We start from the raw sequence: 16806 nt of genomic DNA, 5'->3' as shown, positions 1-16806 counted from the left end.
CTGTTTTCTTAATAATACTGAAATGACACAGATTTCTAAACACTACCCGACTTTATTTAAAATAATATTAATTATTTTTCAAGTTGCTTTAGCTTATCTCTTCGCTCTTTACGTTTTTGTTTTAATGTTTTGCTTGCATGTTTTTTAGGTTTTTCTTTACTCATTACAAATAACTCCAATTAAATATATAAAATTAATAAATAAAAATTGAAATAATTTACTCTATATTTCCTCCTTAATATTAATGGCTATTATTTCCCAAAGGTGGGATTCCCCAGCTTCTTTATATTCAATAATATGATTTATTTTATGCCCTAAAAGAGCGACCCCAAGAGGAGAGTGAAATGATACGTCACTAATAAAGTGCCTTCGTTGGCTTGGAGGCACTAAAGTTATGCGGCGCTTAAAACCGGTGGTTATATTTTTAATGACCACCGTGCTATTAATTTGTACATGCGGATTGAATTTTGACCAAGGCCGCTGTGAATACTCGACTTCTTGTAGTAAATACGCAAGCTTCAGCGGTTGTAATAGTACCGCTGCGTCTGTGAAGTCATTTTTAGACAGGAAAGATTTTTTACGCTCGAACAGAAAAGAAAGCACGGACTAATCCCCACAAAAACTAAATCGAATTTAAATATATAAAGGTACAGTGTAACTGCCGAGTGTAAGGGTTACACTCGGCTTAAATTCCGAAGGTGGTATTTGTTTTTAGCAGGTATGTGATTAAATTAAACATATTATCCTCTTTGTTTAAATCAATCATATTGAGTTTAAAAATAAAGTCAATTGAGTTTTAGGTTAAAAATATATTGTCGATAAAATGACAGTTTAAAACTGTTTTTTATGTTTTTATAAATTCGTTTTTTTCACTAAGTTGTTGTTATTTCTGTGTGTTAGTTGCTCACTATGTAATTGAAGTTAAACGACTAAATAGTTAAGTGCTATTTATGGGATCTATAGTGCCACTTATGCCTATTTATAATATTTATAGATTGAATATACTGGTGTTGTTGTTTATTAATGTGTAATTGTGTGGCTAGTATTTTATTTTTTGAAGCTTAAGCTGCTTATTTTATAGAGTAGAAGCTAGGTATCGGGTAACGCTCTTGTAGTGGCTACGTGTTTTACAGCTGAACCTTTATGTAATAGTCATTGCATTCAACAATGTTAAATAACCACTTTTTATTCAGGTTTATCGAAGTAAATTATAAAGGGTCTCATTTATATGTGGATAATTTTTGCATTACTCGCCACTGTTTTTTTTGGTGCGCGAGGAATAATGTACCAATGGACGTCACAAAAAAAGATTAATCGTAATCTATTATTATTCGGTGTTTTTTTTGTGGGATTTATAATTAGTGCGCTAGGTACTGTGGTGTTTGAGCACACATGGTACGGCTGGGCTGATATTACGGTTGGACTCGCTTTAGGTTTTGGATCTTTTGCGGCTAATGGGTTTTTGCACAAAGGGTTTTCGGTTGGGAAAGCGTCTTTAATTAGCATCCTGTCGGGGTTAACGCCTTTATTTGTACTTTTATTTGCCTTTTTATTATGGAAAGAAACCTTAACTGTTATTCAATTAATCGGCTTTTTTATTATTTTTGGCGGCCTTTATATTATTCGCTACTCCAGCGATATCTCATTAAGTAATTTACAAGGCGCGCAATGGGGGTTACTGGCGGCACTGTCCTTTGCATTTAATGATTTAATGGGTAAGCAATCAACGCTTCTTGAGGCGGATACGTTTGCAACTTTAACGTCTATGTTTGGTTTTGGTAGCTTTCTTTTTGCCGTCAGTTGGTTAGTAAAGCGTAAAAAAATGCTAGCAGAGCAAGGCTCTTCTCAAGCGTATTGGTCTGCCGGTAAAACATTTTCGTGCGGGTTACTTATTGGTTTAACAAATGTAGCTGGCATGGTTGCAATAATATCGGCTTTTGCTATTGGTAATACAGGGCTAGTTTCAGCGATTTCAGGTATGAATATTTTAATTATTTTGTTGTATTCACGCATCATTCTAAAAGAGTCTTTTACACGCCAAGAAGTTATAGGATTAACAACGGCATTTTTAGGTGTAATCGTACTAAGGCTTAGTTTTTAAAAGATGAATTAGCTTAATTACTTTGCTGTGAAAAGCCTACACTGCTACATTTTAGTGAAGTGTTGCAGTGTATGCTCTATAAGTAATCGCACTCGATAAGGGATTTGTTTTCTGTCGCGATAAAGCATAGAAAATGGCTGCCCTTTGCTTTGCCAATCAGGAAGAATGTGTTTAAGCTTTCCGGCTTTAATAAGTGGTAATGCTATATAATCAGGGATGTAGCTAATACCCACACCAGACTCAACTGCTTGTTTCATCATTTGAATTTCATCAACTTCTAATCGAACATGTGTGTTTGGATTAAAACAGTACTCTTCACTCGTTTGCTGATTTTTTAATTGCCACGGTACCAACCCAACGCACGTAACTTTTGATTGCTCTTCTAATTGCTCAGGATGAGTGATGGATTGATAATCATAGTCAGGATGAGCACACAATACATTATGAGTAAGCTTTAGTTCTCTAATAACCCAATTATCAATAGCAGGGTTTCTTACTCTAAACGCTATATCAATCCCTTCTTTTTCAATATCAATAAGGTTATTTGAAAAGCGTAAATCTAGTTGAATATCGGGATACTGCAGTAAAAAATTACAAAAAATAGCACTTAAAAAATGTTTACCCATGTAAATGGGTGCACAGATCCTAATTTTCCCTTTAGGTTGGTCTTTCTCATCACACAGTGCTTGCTCTATACACTCTACTTCATCAAACAGTTTACGATAGCGATCGTAATATAATTCGCCAGTATGCGTAAGTGTAACTCGATGGGCATCTCGATTTAGTAACGTTAATTGCAGAGCTTGCTCTAATAAACGTATTCTACGGCTTAAAGTTGATAGTGACATATCAAGGCTTATTGATGCTTTTTTAAAGCTACCTAATTTTACTATGGTGCAAAAGTAACGTAAATCATCGAGAGAATAATTAGCTGCCATCAGAACTATTTTATTGTTTAGGATGTAGACAATATTAACAGCGACGCTTTAAAATTTCATTAGAGAAGCCAGAAGTTTTTATTGATAAAGATCAACAAAGAAAAAGTCAATAAAATGCATAATCTAACGCTGTTAATCATATAATTTAAAATAAAGTAGTAAATGCTCTATTTTTTCATTTTTTGTTTTATAGGACTTTAATTAGAAAGGCTAAAAAATGGCTCTACTCATAAATAGTAAATGCATTAACTGCGATAGTTATAAGGCTTTTGATTAAATCTTTATAAAACAATATGTTGCTTTGTCGTGCTATTGTTTGTGCTACGATTTTTAGTAATTCATAAGCACCTAGCTAGTATCTTAAAAACAGCCTTAAAAGGCAAATTGTATTAACTGAATAGTTGAAATTTCAGACTTGTAGAGTCTTTGAATCTTATATTTGTGTTTTGTAGGTTATATAATTAATTTGGAAAAGAGAATTGGTAGTTAATAAAAGTAAAACTTAGATTTTTCTTTTTTAACCCTGACCATAAAGTGCCTTATAGGGATCATTAAGCTGCATTTTGGGCCTTAAAGTGACATATAGGTCACTTTAACTGCCGGCGGTTATATCAAATAGTTAAGTATTGCTTTTACTTAATCTACCTTCTTTGTTTGTTTAATAAGCCTAATTAATATTACGGTCAACACAGCAGCCGGTAATAACCATATAAAATCACTCATTTTAAATTCTCAATATTTGAAATAGTACCTTAACCTTAATGTTTTTGAGGTGTTTTGCAAATTTAGGTCTCTTACCTATTATCTTTCAATTTTTCTCCTGACTTATGCCTAGTTAGTTTTAGGACAAATAACTAGGAAAAATCATGAAAGATCAAAAATCACCGTTTATACGCCAATATGTACGCGCTAGTAGATCACCGTGGGATGACAGCTCTACAATTTTGCTATTAGCTGATGTCGTTAATAAGCAAACACTAGAACTTGGGCACACTCATTATATTTATTTGCATCGTGATAGTGTAGGGAAAGCACTGGGTATTAGTATCTCTAACTCACTTTTTGAAGCTAACCCTGAGTTTACAGAACGTTATTAAGATGGGCTGAGATGGTTGTATTTTTACTAATCCATATTGAGCTATTGGATTCTAGTTATATGTATGGTTGATTTTATAGAAACTAAATCACTAGTTTATTTTTTATAATGAGTGCTTGGGTTCACCTTTAGCTTTATTAAACCTTGGAAGGGGCTGTTTACTTTTTTAATATACTTGTTATCTATTATGGATAATGGATTTTTATATTCATTAAATTGTACTTTTATATTATTAACTTCTTTTAAAGTTAATAATTCATGTTTAACTGCCAAATATGCAATCTCTTTGGAATTGAGCCAGAGAGTTTTGTTACTTTTACTCGGTTTACAAAAATAATTTGTTAGTTCTGAAAATCTGCAATAATCTAACACTGTAGCTTTTGTCTCTATCCCGTAGACATGAGACATATCAACACATATAGATAGGCCACTTAATTGCTGAAACTTATTATGGGCTATATTTAAAGCTTTATTTAACTGCGCCCAACCTGATGCTTTACTCCCCAGGTTCTCTCTAAAATTCTCTTTTAATTTCAATTCACAAAAAATAAGTTCATCTTTCGAAGGTTGAGCTATGAAGTCTATTTCTCGATAGCTAACCTTAGCCTTTGTATTCGAATACTTTAATATTCTATCAGTGGCTTCATTTGTCAGTGTGGCCAGAAGCCTCTGAACAACAGACTCCCATTTCAACAATGTTTTATTGTAAGTAGCGGCAAGGGGATCAACCGCTTTATATTCACGAACATTGTCAGAAAGCTTTTTGTATCTTTTGTTATTGTAAATATATGAAGGAGAACGAGGGCTGATTAATTCGACTTCAAAGTATTCATTATTCATTTTAATTGCTCGTATTGTTGAACTTACAATTAGTAAAACGGTGCAATTTCTTCATAATTAACAAAAAATACTTTTATGATTTGTATATACACTTAGATAGCGAACTTTTTCTAGTCAATTTTATTAGTTTGAACCGCAGCAATGGCTGCAAGGCATAAACCCAATTTGTTCAAGAAGAGTTTTATCGAACTGCATTTCAGGATTAAAGCGAACAAGAAAATATTGCTTCAGCAAACCTTTCAGGTCAGTTTTATATTTATGCCAAATATTTAATGGATGGTCTGCTATCTTTGCTTCCTTAACTATATGTGTGCCATATCCTTTGTTCTTAATAATGTTCAGAGTGTCATGATCTTTTTCCATAAATACTTGTGCTGAATTGATTAGGTTATCAATTTCTTTCTTTAATTCATGTAGGTCTAAATTTCTCAAAGTAGTTAATCCGCTATTGCTTGCTTTTACTGATTTAGGAGGGTTTTTAAGGACAAACCGTGCATCCAAGCGTTTTAAAAATAAGGGTTCATTATCTTCTAGTAATGCAGAATTTGCTTTTACAAAGCGGCGAAATTTTTCAATCTCAGCGTCGCCTCTAGATTGAATTTCTGGTGGAATCTCAAGATTTATAAATTGTGATTGCAGTCTTTCACATTCAGATATTGAATGAAATGCAGGTGCCCCACCTTCCCAAACATATTTTTTAGTATCTACAGGTTTAATTTTTTTATAAGCTTGGAAAATATGCTCCGGGTTAGAGATTGTTTCTTTATAAGCATATAAAAGATTTAGTTCTGGTGTTGATAATAAAAAAGTAAGAGAAGAATCGTATAAGTTTTCAAAATCTTCAATACTCCCTTTAATTGATGAAAACGTTGCAATTTTTAAAGAGTTCGATTTTGTAACGTAAACATCTAAAGATGCTTTGGCTTGCTTAAGTGATGGCTCAATAGGATTTTTGTTCAACATTTTTGTATTCCAGGTGTTGGCTATATAAATGTTAAACGGATCGTTTTCTTATAAATTAACAAATATTAATTTTTTCTGCGACTTTTTAGCTGAATCTATTCAATAAACTTATTTCGAACTCAAAAGGTTAAATTTCACCATTTTGGGTTAACCACTGTGTAGCTCTTTTATCACCCTTGCTATGAGAAATTTTAAATAGTTCGACTGCTTTAGTATAATTGACTTCAACGCCATGCCCTTGAAGGTACATATAAGCTAATGGAAATGCTGAATGAAAGTTGTCATCTTCAAGAGCTTTATTATTAAAAAAGAAAGCTTTTTCGAAATCAGATGGAATTCCTAATCCATTTTCATAGATAAGACCCAACATACCAGCAGCACCAGACCTTATTAACTTATCTTCAGACTGAAATGCTTTCATCAGCCATAAAACCGCTTTATTGGTATCTTTAGCTACTCCTGTTCCACCCAAGTAAGCTTCTCCTACTCGATAATATGATTCTTCATTACCTAACTCTGCTGCCAGCATATTCCAATAAAAAGCTTCTGAAAGGCTCTTGGCTGTACCTTCACCCTTTCTATACAAACTAGCCAAAGCATTACACGAAAGAGCATGGCCTGCATTTGCTGCGATTAAATACCACTCAAATGCAGTGTAACTATCTATATCGGTGCCCCAACCGTAATTATTCATACGACCCAATTCATATTGGGCTGATGTATGACCTGTATTTGCAGCCATAGTGAGCCACTTATGTGCCTCAACATCATTAATCGATATTTTTGTACCCGTTAGATACTCATAACCTAAAACATATTGAGACTCTAAGACTCCTGCATATGCGGCTTTTTGTAACCAATGGACTCCCTTTTCCCTAGTATTTTCACTCCATATATATAAAAGCCCAAGTTGATGCATTGCTTCGGTTGAACCATTATTAGCGGCTTTTTCATACCAAACCTTTGCAAGTTCATAATTTTTTTTAGTGAAACTATAATAGTTACCTAGCTGAGATTGAGATCGCCTGTCTCCTTCTTTTGCTTTTTCCTGTAGGAATTGAACATTAAAAGCTGCAGGCTTAGGAGTCATAGATAAACTAAAACTGGAATAATATTCTTCATCTTTAAATATATTAATAGAGCTGGTTATTTCTAGGTAACCCTCTTTAACTACTCTTAACTCATGTTTACCTGGAGGTATATGCTTATGAAACGGGGTTAACCCAACAAACTTATTATCAACAAAAACTTTAGCACTTTTGGGTGATGTGGTAATTTTGGCATTTTTATATTCAGTAGTGTACGTGTCTTGACTTGTAGAAGGCGAGATAACATCAATAATATTACCATTTACATTCGAGTAATTTATTGACGAAATATAGTCTCCTTTAGTGGAGTATTTGGTTGTTTTTTTATAGTAATCCATTCCTTTTCGAAGAATAGGCTGACCCATTTTATTAAGGTAATATTCTTGAGTATGCCTTCCTAAATCATCATAATCATTTTTGAATATTGCTAACCCATCTATTTCTGTTAAATTCCCAAATTCATCCCAAAATGATTGTTCTATAACATTACCTTGATCATCGTACTTATACGTATTTTTTACAGCATCCCCTTCTACCCTTATGGGTTTTCCATCGGTATCGAAATAAGACTCGGAAAGGGTATTTCCTCTCATATCAGTTTCAAAAACGACCTTGGCAAAACCATCACTATTTAACGTTAAACGGTTATCTTCTCCAAGCATAGTAAGCTGTTCCTTAAAGCCCCATTGGTTATACGCTATAACAGATTTAGCAACATTATAAATATCTAACGTTGGTTTTTCATTATCATCTAGGCAAGCTTCCGTTAATATTTCAGAGTTTTCATTATAAGTTCGCTTAACTAAAGTACACCCTAATTGGTTAGGCGTAGGCTTTAAGTCCTCCCCATAGTGAAAAGCCTCTAAAATACGACCTTGGGCATCATAACTGATGACTAGCTTTGCATAGCCTTCTTTATTATTAACGGGTCGAAGCATAGAATTTAAAAATGAAATTTCACTTAACCTACCATTAAGGTCATATTCCATTTCTCTTATAGCTATATTAAATGGTGACTCTTTCAGGTTACCTTTAATATCAAACAAATAAGTTTTAGTAATATTTCCTCTTTGATCGATATCATTAGATATTTTTGCTATACCATTATCGCTAACTGGTACTCCTAATTTATCGTGATAGCTCTTTTCTTTTTGATTACCCCACTCATCAAAACTGAAGCGAATAATACCGCCATGTTCATTTTTATCTGATACTTCTTTATGTAAGATATTGCCAAAATGGTCATATTCATATTTAACTTTAGCAATGTTGCTATCACCAGAAGTAAGACTGCCATGATTATCGATATAATATTCTAGTTTTATTTGACCATTCTGATCGTGTTCATATTTCACCCCATAATATTGATTTATAACAGGCTTTTTAGTGCCATAGGCATTTTGAAATTCCTTCTTTATTAGGTAGCCATCTATTGAATATGTAAGTAAATGCTGAGATACATCAGAGTTGGTGAAATTTAATGAATTATTTTTTTGCTTAAAATACGGGAGAAATTTAAGGTTTCTCATTTTCTGTTTAAAGTTCTTTTTTCCAAATTTAGAATTTAAATCGGCAATAGCCCTTTCTGTGCCATCAAATTGAAAGTTGGTTGTTCTAATTACTTTCTTTGTTTGATCTTTAGCAACAATTGATTGAATCATGCCATCAGTTGAAAACTTATACTCCCAAAGTGCTGTATTATTCTTCAACTCGTCAATAGTCAAGGTGTTAAAGCTATTCACATGAGCTAAGCGCTTTAGTACACCGCCTTGATAATCCATGCGGTAACTAAAAGTTCTATGCTTTACCTGCTCACTTGTTAATTCATTAATACCAAAAGGTACACTCCACTTTTCACCGACAGCAGAATAATAGTGAGTTTTAATCCGGTTTATATCCCATTGATATAAGCCGATTGAAAGAACGGGTAATACAATAAAAATAAAGAAAAATGTATAGTTTTTTTGATTTTTAGCTTTTAAAGATAAGGTTATATAGTCATCTAGCTTACGATCAAAAATAATTAATAACTTCTGATATTCTTTACCTTCTTTGAGTAACTGGTTATCTTTAATTAAGTAGTTTTTATGATTTTTTGGCGCTTTTTGCCAACGAGCATACGAACCATCAACACTATAACGCCACAAAAGGTATTCTTTTGAGTTTTCAATCCATTCCTTTAACTCTTTCCAGTGACTGAATAGGCTGTCATGTGCCAGTTTAACTACAGGTTTATGTTCTTTGTTACTAATGTTGGTAACTAAGTTACTATTAACAAATGTATCAACTAATTTATAAAGCTCTTGATCTATTTTTTCGATTTCAGATAAAACAACTTGTCTTGCAAAAGGCAAACCTTCAGGGTTAATACCGACAAAAAAATCAAAGAATTTTGATATCAAAGTATCAGAGGGATTATTATCTTCTATTACCTTTGAAGCTCTATATGCAATTGCCCCTGAAAGCCCACCTAACTCTTCGTAATGTTTATATAAAAGTAGGCTTGATGTTGGCTCTTCTTCTAATGCCTTAATATAAAGTTGCTCTAACAAAAAACTTACCATTGGTAATGCAAACGGCACTTGAATGGCTTCTTCTATAATAAGTAGATCTAAGCTCTGATTATCATTATCACTCTGCTCAAAATGAATACCAGAAAACAGTGCTTGATCGTGCACTATTGATTGCCACTCTTTTGCAGTTAGTTGTGAGGCAACATTTGAAATAATAGGAGAACGAAGAGCTTGGCTATCTAATAAACGTCCTAAATATTCATTTCTTACAGCCAATACTATATTTAAAGGAGTTAATGATTTCGCTAATAAATCGATAATGCTCAGTTCATTAGCAATTACACTGATAGCTTGATCACTTTGACTAAATACTTCTTCATATTGATCTAAGTAGAGTAAGCAATGAATAGACTGGTTAGTTAAAAACTTCTGAAAGAAACTAATTCCATCATTTTTTGATGTATTAAAAATTTCAATTATTTCATTAACATTTCGGCAAGGGATATCCCAGGCTTGAATAAGTTGTTCAAATATAAAGCTTAATATCCCTTGAGAAAGATTTAAGGAGCTAGGTGTACATGATGCCCAAAATAAAGATCCATATTCTTTTTCTAGCTTTGGAATTAATCCTGCTCTGATTAGTGAAGACTTTCCTGTACCACTGGCTCCTGAAACGATCAATAGGCCGCTATTATGTTCAATATCATTATAAATACGCTCTACGTCTTTATCGCGACCAAAAAAACGTACACTGTCTTCATAATCAAAACTGCTTAACCCTTTAAAAGGAACCCAGCGGCCTAAAGGATCTCCATCATAATGTTTACCTAACAGCTCACCTAAAGTTTCCTGTAACCTATTTGAAGCTATTAATTGCCCATTTAATTCTAATAGGCGCTCTTTAAGTGATGCTGGAATTTCTTCATCATTACTTGCTGGGTAACAGAAATAAAACTTAGGGATATTATCTTTATTTTCTTCAACATAATTACAGACAGACTCAATTTTTTCAGTTATCTGAGCAATTGAATTGATTTGACCAGAAGTTAATACTTCACCTGTTGCAAATATGGGATGTTTAAAGTGACTATTTTTATTGAGTTTTAATCGCCACCATGCATCAAAACAAGCTAGAGCAAAACCTAAACCACTACTTGAACTACCCTGAGTAAAGTTGAATGCTTTGTTGTTACATGCAAATAAATTTACGTTAGCTCTAAAGCGAGAATGTTGCTCTAACTTATTTAACGAAATATATGCTGCTATTGCAGATGATTGAAGGTAGCCCTGCTGTTCAATGAAAGATTCATCGGTTAATGTCTGCTTGAGCTTTAAGCTCAAAACAGCTTTAACGTTCGAATCTCCAATTCGACTTTCTTGAGGACGTACCCCTATTTTTAATATGGTAGTGGTGCTAGTTAGTATATGAATCATTGATATATACCTATATTTTATTGCTATTATTCAATAATTACTTCAATACTGATCTTCCCTTTAACAAAGTTACCATCAACCTTATTTAAGTGTCCGCTACCTTCAGCTTCAAGCCCTGATTCATCGACATATAAAGCTGCCGTTAATAGGTTAGTTCCATCGTTAGAGATACAAATATTTAAAGTCTTACCAAGATAAGAAGATAATGACTGTTTCATTTTTGAATTATCTGCTTGATTCGATATTAGGTATAAATCGACCTCATCTTCTGATCCTATTACTTTTCTGATATCTAAAACAAAACCAGCGCCACCGAAACTTAATGGTTGAGAAAACCAATCTGCTAAGGATTGCCCAGAAGCTGCAAGTAACTCTGTTTCTGCAAAGATATCCGTTGATGGTTTTCTCTTAGGTTTAAAAGAAACAACATTTTCGTTATTTGTAACTTCCTCATTATTGATTTTATTAAGACAAGCATTAATCTCTTGTTGGAGGGATATAGGGATCCCGTTTCCCAGCTCAGCGTTAACATCATCCATCATTTTATTAAGCACGTCTTCTTCATGTAAGGCTACAATTTGTTTAGTGATATCTTCTTGTTTCATGAATGACCCTTTGAGTTTTGCATCTGTTCACGTAAAAATTGAATTTGTTCATGAGGGTTATTAACAATAACACCATGTGGTTGAGTACACAGTGATACTTTTTCAACAAATCTCTTTAATTCTTGTGTAGGGTTGCTTGAGCCATAACCAAGATGTTCAGCTAAAGCCTTTAATGGCATGTCATAATCGTTAAACTGCCAAAAAGCAGCTTCAAAAAATGTTCTTCTATTTTTATCACTAACTTTATCTAATAATGATAAGTAACAGTTTTTAATCCACTGATATGCCTCTTTTACAAACAGTTGCTGCTCAGGTGTATCAGTCTCAACAAGTGTTAACTCATTTTCATTAACATCATCGATATGATCATTTTTGATGTTTTCATACTTATTCTCTGAGTTTAATCTTTCGGCTTTCGTTAGACGTCTATTAATGCCTAAAGATGCAAGCAGATCCATGTAACATGAATAAACAGTTTGCTTTATATAGGCAGTCGCCATTTTTTGTTCATCCTCAGTGTCGAGGCTATTTTTTTCTAAAAAACCTTGCTTAAACAGTTTGATAAATGTTTCTTGAACAATATCTTCAATTAAGTTTTTATGCCCCAAATCTCTAACTTTCCAATGTGTTATCTTTTTAATTAATAACATATATTTTGCCAACTCTTTGTTATCAACTTCCATACTTTAGCCTGAGGTTTATTACATATTTTTAATTAGTAATAATAATACCAAATAAACTTAAGTATTTTAGTTTTAAAGCGTTATTTCTTTCAGTTCTTAGAAGCTTAGTGCCATACAACTTGGCCACGTTGCCAGATAACATCACCATTTTTTTTAAATGCTATGGCTTTGTACCCTACAGAGTTTCTGTTGTTGTTTAACCAAACAACCTGATCTAGTTCAGGGTTTGGGCATGCTTGCGCCATTCTCTCAACCCAACTACCTAAATCACCTTTTCGATTTAGTGGTTTAGCAATCCAGCCTTTAGTATCTGATGTGTTTTGTTGATAATTCATTACATATCCTCAATTAAATAGTTACTTATAAAGTGTTTAAAGATTTACTTACTCGCAGATAGAAACCAACTGACACAGGGAGAGTTAACAATTTTTTTAAAAAAAATAAATTACTTTTCTAATTTACTGCTTTATATGGTTTAGAGAGTATTTTTAACCTCCATAAACTCGTTTAGATAGAGTTGTTTAAATTAAAGTGTGAATCTGCATACAGACTATAAGTGCTAAAACTAGTTAACAAAGGGCAATTAAGCTTTCATAAATTCCCTGCTGAGTACCTAGTTAGTTGTAGGACAAATAACTAGGAAAAATCATGAAAGAACAAAAATCACCGTTTATACGCCAATATGTACGCGCTAGTAAATCACCGTGGGAAGATGCTTCCACCATTTTACTATTAGCTGATGTTATTGATAAGCAAACACTAGAACTAGGTTTCACAAATTACATTTATTTACACCGAGATAGCATGGGGAGTGTGCTGGGTATTAGTATTTCTCAACAGTTATTAGCTGCTAATCCTGAGTTCTCAGAGCGGTATTTGGAGGGTATTGAAATGTATGCCTTTTTACTCATACATATTGAAGCCATAACGAACTTCTGCAATTTATTTTCTGCAGAATTTGAGCAACTGTTTATGCTAAAACCAAATGCGTTTTTTGCAGCTGCAGAAGACAGTTGGTTACGGTTAATAGAAAGCTCATAAACTCTGGCGAGCCTTTAGGCTCGCTTTTTATTTTTAAAGGTTCTGATCCAATTGTGTTTTAAATAAATAATTTAAATACCCTAAAAAATCACTATTTCTCCCTGGGAGTGCCTATTTAACAGTAGCCTCACAATAAGAGGAGTAAATAATTATTAACGGACAATAATTATTAAGTTAATTTTAAATAAGGAAATTCTATGACTTGCAGATATACCTCTACTCTAGACATTCTCACCCTGTTAGAAGATGTCAAAACGGTTGTTAGGGATAACGATCATAAAATAAACAAACTCATGCTAAGCGCAGATAACCCTAACTTTAAAGGCTTTTGGGCTATTGTAGAGCCTCAAGTTTTTAATAAAAAACATCTTAATTATCGTGGCGTAAAAGTTCTGATATATAAACTAATGATTTGTTTAATAAATGATGTACACCAACCCGTACCAGCATATCCTGATTATGATGACGAGTTTTATGAAGAGCCAGAGCAAGCCTTTAGTGATGCGCCAGAAGAGCGCTTTGATTCAGTTTTGGATAGTAATTTCGAAGATGGATTTGAAGAAGACTATAAAAATGATATTGAAAATGAATTTGTTGACGAGTTTGAACAAGATCGTATTGATCGTAATATTCAAGATTCGATAAACAGTCTTCTAAATAAATAATATAGGACAAATATAAGTTATTTTAATAATAAAGTAACTGCCTAATCATTACCCCTAAAATATGCCATGAGTCATTATTTGCAGGCTCACTGCTTAAGCTGAAATCTGGCTTAAGCAGCTCAATCTCATTAATAGAGATTACACCTCTAGGGGAAGGCGTGATGCAAATATAGCGCCTTGTTATTACTTCACAAAAGCGTGTATTTAATAATAATGTTGGCAAGGCTTTAAATAGGCCAAAAGCAAAGGGGGAATGGATTACTATCCATTCCCCCTTTGCTTATCTATTGTTTATTCATAAAACATTTCATTAATTTCTTCACATAATTTAGTACGGTATATTATAGAGGCTCGCAGCAGCTCAGCATCACTTTCACTGAGAAGTGGTGCTCGCGTTTTTTTATCAAAACGCTGTGGCATCTCCTCAAATAACTGTTCGTGGAGTCGTTTAATGTCATCAAAAATTTTGACCGACTGAGAGAATAAAAAAATCTTACTGTAATCGCGTTTTTTTAACGAGGCCAAATATTTTAGCAAAATGACCTGCCGTGCCGTTTTATTTTTAAAAGAGTGCTCCACCTCAATAGCGGCTATTGAGCCATCAGGAAGTTGCACAGCGCCATCCACAGTTCTTGCAGCGGATAGGCTGTTAATTCGTTGAAATTCAGGCTCGGTAATGAATCCACTCCACATTGGCGCATATGTTTCATCACTGTGATAATTGTGTATACCGCGCAGCATAACAAATGCGTTAATTAGATTATGCATTATATTATTTTGATTGAATTGCAAAGCGGGGTTTCTATTCGCTCTAAAATGTATGTCGATGCCCATTAATTCCTCTGCGAATTTGGCAGCAGTGTAGGTAGGCACATAAACGCGACCGTCTGGGCTTCGATGTGTTTTTACCACCCGCAATAGTCCATCTTTTTCTAGCCGGTTTAAATGCTCTAATGCTAGGCGATGATTAATGCCATATAGCCAACTCACAATGCTTGGTGTAACAATAGAAAACCGAATTGCAATAAGCACCGAGACCTTGGTTCTGTTAACCCCTTTTTGGTGGTTATTTGCGCCTGGATAATACCGCATATCAATATCAAAATAGCGAGGGTAGTGAGTATGAAATGGGTTGTTCTTTTCTAAATTTTTTGATGGTTGCTGAGTCAATTCAAAAATCCTTTTGATGAGTTAATTGTTAAAACTAACTAGCATCGCAACATAATAATTATCATCATTTTATAATTATATTGCCGTTTTTCATTCCGAGATGCTTTAACAGCATGCACGGAATCATTGCCGCGATAATTATCGCAACAAAAACCGCCTTCAGCGGATGGCTTCTCAACTTCGTTGTTCAACCATAGGGTCTAAAACGCCCGCCAGCTCTGGTGTTGCTCCGCAACGAGCCGCCTCAACGCGCTATCGCGCTAGCGTTTTAGACCCTGCGCGAATGCACCGAGCTACGCTCTGTACTAACCGCCATACTGCCGCGCCTGACAATGCAATGGGTGCCCCATAATTTGCATTTTTCATCTGCTGTAATTTTCTGCGAAAATAGATGGTTCGATATCAATTTGTGCCAAAATGATATCGAATTTCGCTGATGCGAAACACTATCGCGGTTAGTACAGACCAGCTGTACATTCGCGCAACTCCATGTGTCCTAAGCTTCGCTTATGCCACATTACGCGCTTGTTGGCCTCATTCTGAGACGCTTTTTTTTTTGCAGTTTTTCGTGCCGAAAAATGCCATTTTAAAACCTGTCTTTCAGACAAAAAACGCCTTCAAAATAAACTTATGGATGCTCTTTTTAGAAAAGAGTAAAGGATTTAGCTTAATAAAAATTAGGTGAAGTAAGAGGAGGGGGAACTACTTATGCAAACTTTTTGTTGCTGAGCTGCGCAGTCAAACAAGTTTGATTTTTATCACGAAATCATTAAATTTGAAAGCAGAAATTAATGATTAATAAGGTTAAAAAATGAAAAATAATGATGCTAATGATATTGCTATTAATCCCTCAACAGGATTACCTATCACAAATGCGAGCGCTAGCATCGTTGATGTTGGCGGCAATGTGGTGGGCCAACCTGATAGGGTCATGGCTGTTTACGAGATTGAAAGTTCGGTAGTAGATTTAAACGATGATGGCTACTTTGATGCTTTTGATGACGGCTTTTAATGCTCAAAATATTGAAAGCTATTAGTCGATATCGAATAGAAATCATCTATTCGATTATTGCATTTAGTGGCTCAGCGGTACTTTCTTTCCTGTACCAATCAACTCAAAATTTTGCCTGGTTTATTACGCTGACCTTATTCTGTACCAAGATGGCTATTGGCATAATCAACTATGAGCAATATCGCCAAAGTAATGGGCGTAGTATGAGAATCATGCTCAAATATTTGTTATTTAAATTTGTATAAAACTGTTTATTTGTCCTAAACGCAAAGCGCCCTGATTTTTTAGGGCGCTTTTTTTGTTGAAAGCATTAATTAGACTATCACCAGATAAAAAAGATTAAGGTGTATATAAAAATGAGTTTTTAAAACTATTAAATACGACTGAATAGGAGGAAGTAACTTAGAGGTAGATGGTTCAATGAGTCGATAGATATGTAAAAATACATACCTACCAACCACAAGGAATATACAGATTAGTTTTCATATACCTCTGCTTACGCGGAGGGTAAAAATTAGTAGTTACAATTGCTAACTAAATTTTCTTTACTACAGTGATTTTGTCGCACACCCCGCCAAAGCGGGGAAACCAATTTAGCAGCACGACCCTCTAACTAAATTTTCTTTACTACAGTGTTTTGTCGCTCACCCCCGCCAA

Annotated in this window: 14 protein-coding genes; 5 read left to right on the top strand and 9 right to left on the bottom strand. The window is 34.1% G+C overall.

The features are described from left to right. Nucleotides 1-222: 222 nt before the first annotated feature. Nucleotides 223-603 carry a GreA/GreB family elongation factor gene (locus GQR53_RS18600; RefSeq protein WP_024604280.1) on the bottom strand — a complete coding sequence of 127 codons (381 nt, stop codon included), beginning with the start codon at nucleotides 601-603 and terminating at the stop codon, nucleotides 223-225. A gap of 625 nt (nucleotides 604-1228) precedes the next feature. Between GQR53_RS18600 and GQR53_RS18595 the strand changes: the two genes are divergently transcribed. After that, nucleotides 1229-2101, top strand: coding sequence for a DMT family transporter (locus GQR53_RS18595; RefSeq protein WP_165744906.1), 873 nt, complete (start codon nucleotides 1229-1231; stop codon nucleotides 2099-2101). Between the two features lie 44 nt (nucleotides 2102-2145). On the opposite strand, the gene GQR53_RS18590 is transcribed toward GQR53_RS18595, so the two are convergent. Continuing rightward, on the bottom strand, nucleotides 2146-3039 hold the full coding sequence (locus GQR53_RS18590) for a LysR family transcriptional regulator (protein ID WP_165744905.1): 894 nt from the start codon (nucleotides 3037-3039) through the stop codon (nucleotides 2146-2148). 866 nt (nucleotides 3040-3905) lie between these two features. Between GQR53_RS18590 and GQR53_RS18585 the strand changes: the two genes are divergently transcribed. After that, nucleotides 3906-4136 carry a hypothetical protein gene (locus tag GQR53_RS18585; protein ID WP_240917505.1) on the top strand — a complete coding sequence of 77 codons (231 nt, stop codon included), beginning with the start codon at nucleotides 3906-3908 and terminating at the stop codon, nucleotides 4134-4136. Nucleotides 4137-4231: 95 nt separating this feature from the next. On the opposite strand, the gene GQR53_RS18580 is transcribed toward GQR53_RS18585, so the two are convergent. The 6 genes from GQR53_RS18580 to GQR53_RS18555 form a co-directional block, all read right to left on the bottom strand. Then, a complete protein-coding gene (locus tag GQR53_RS18580; protein ID WP_165744904.1) occupies nucleotides 4232-4975 on the bottom strand; it encodes a hypothetical protein in 744 nt (247 codons plus the stop codon). Nucleotides 4976-5098: 123 nt separating this feature from the next. Beyond that, nucleotides 5099-5938, bottom strand: a complete 840-nt coding sequence (locus GQR53_RS18575) for a hypothetical protein (RefSeq protein ID WP_165744903.1) — start codon at nucleotides 5936-5938, stop codon at nucleotides 5099-5101. A gap of 127 nt (nucleotides 5939-6065) precedes the next feature. Beyond that, nucleotides 6066-10973 carry a PEGA domain-containing protein gene (locus GQR53_RS18570; protein WP_165744902.1) on the bottom strand — a complete coding sequence of 1636 codons (4908 nt, stop codon included), beginning with the start codon at nucleotides 10971-10973 and terminating at the stop codon, nucleotides 6066-6068. Between the two features lie 26 nt (nucleotides 10974-10999). After that, on the bottom strand, nucleotides 11000-11578 hold the full coding sequence (locus GQR53_RS18565) for a hypothetical protein (protein WP_165744901.1): 579 nt from the start codon (nucleotides 11576-11578) through the stop codon (nucleotides 11000-11002). Further along, a complete protein-coding gene (locus GQR53_RS18560) occupies nucleotides 11575-12261 on the bottom strand; it encodes a sigma-70 family RNA polymerase sigma factor (protein WP_165744900.1) in 687 nt (228 codons plus the stop codon). The genes GQR53_RS18565 and GQR53_RS18560 overlap by 4 nt, the downstream gene beginning before the upstream one ends. 104 nt (nucleotides 12262-12365) lie before the next feature. Beyond that, complete coding sequence (locus tag GQR53_RS18555; protein WP_165736287.1) at nucleotides 12366-12596, bottom strand: hypothetical protein; 231 nt, start codon at nucleotides 12594-12596, stop codon at nucleotides 12366-12368. Between the two features lie 313 nt (nucleotides 12597-12909). Here GQR53_RS18555 and GQR53_RS18550 point away from each other — a divergent pair, with 313 nt between their 5' ends. Continuing rightward, entirely contained in the window at nucleotides 12910-13302 is a 393-nt protein-coding gene (locus tag GQR53_RS18550) for a hypothetical protein (protein WP_165744899.1), read from the top strand. A 197-nt stretch (nucleotides 13303-13499) separates the two neighbouring features. Further along, nucleotides 13500-13967 (top strand): hypothetical protein, encoded by a 468-nt coding sequence (locus GQR53_RS18545; RefSeq protein ID WP_240917504.1) that lies wholly within the window; start codon nucleotides 13500-13502, stop codon nucleotides 13965-13967. 291 nt (nucleotides 13968-14258) lie between these two features. Here GQR53_RS18545 and GQR53_RS18540 read toward each other — a convergent pair whose 3' ends face one another. After that, nucleotides 14259-15137 (bottom strand): hypothetical protein, encoded by an 879-nt coding sequence (locus tag GQR53_RS18540; protein WP_165744898.1) that lies wholly within the window; start codon nucleotides 15135-15137, stop codon nucleotides 14259-14261. An 811-nt stretch (nucleotides 15138-15948) separates the two neighbouring features. On the opposite strand from GQR53_RS18540, the gene GQR53_RS18535 reads away from it, so the two are divergent. Continuing rightward, entirely contained in the window at nucleotides 15949-16149 is a 201-nt protein-coding gene (locus GQR53_RS18535; protein ID WP_165744897.1) for a hypothetical protein, read from the top strand. Nucleotides 16150-16806 lie beyond the last annotated feature (657 nt).

This window comes from Pseudoalteromonas sp. Z9A6, from assembly GCF_011378805.1.
Lineage (GTDB): Bacteria > Pseudomonadota > Gammaproteobacteria > Enterobacterales > Alteromonadaceae > Pseudoalteromonas > Pseudoalteromonas distincta.
The sequence above is the reverse complement of the archived record's forward strand: the minus strand, read 5'-3'. Positions and strand labels throughout refer to the sequence as shown.

Coding starts and splice junctions, on each gene's coding strand:
- GQR53_RS18595 (WP_165744906.1), top strand. CDS start 1,229: ATGTGGATAATTTTTGCATTACTCGCCACTGTTTTTTTTGGTGCGCGA.
- GQR53_RS18590 (WP_165744905.1), bottom strand. CDS start 3,039: ATGGCAGCTAATTATTCTCTCGATGATTTACGTTACTTTTGCACCATA.
- GQR53_RS18585 (WP_240917505.1), top strand. CDS start 3,906: ATGAAAGATCAAAAATCACCGTTTATACGCCAATATGTACGCGCTAGT.
- GQR53_RS18580 (WP_165744904.1), bottom strand. CDS start 4,975: ATGAATAATGAATACTTTGAAGTCGAATTAATCAGCCCTCGTTCTCCT.
- GQR53_RS18575 (WP_165744903.1), bottom strand. CDS start 5,938: ATGTTGAACAAAAATCCTATTGAGCCATCACTTAAGCAAGCCAAAGCA.
- GQR53_RS18570 (WP_165744902.1), bottom strand. CDS start 10,973: ATGATTCATATACTAACTAGCACCACTACCATATTAAAAATAGGGGTA.
- GQR53_RS18565 (WP_165744901.1), bottom strand. CDS start 11,578: ATGAAACAAGAAGATATCACTAAACAAATTGTAGCCTTACATGAAGAA.
- GQR53_RS18560 (WP_165744900.1), bottom strand. CDS start 12,261: ATGGAAGTTGATAACAAAGAGTTGGCAAAATATATGTTATTAATTAAA.
- GQR53_RS18555 (WP_165736287.1), bottom strand. CDS start 12,596: ATGAATTATCAACAAAACACATCAGATACTAAAGGCTGGATTGCTAAA.
- GQR53_RS18550 (WP_165744899.1), top strand. CDS start 12,910: ATGAAAGAACAAAAATCACCGTTTATACGCCAATATGTACGCGCTAGT.
- GQR53_RS18545 (WP_240917504.1), top strand. CDS start 13,500: ATGACTTGCAGATATACCTCTACTCTAGACATTCTCACCCTGTTAGAA.
- GQR53_RS18535 (WP_165744897.1), top strand. CDS start 15,949: ATGAAAAATAATGATGCTAATGATATTGCTATTAATCCCTCAACAGGA.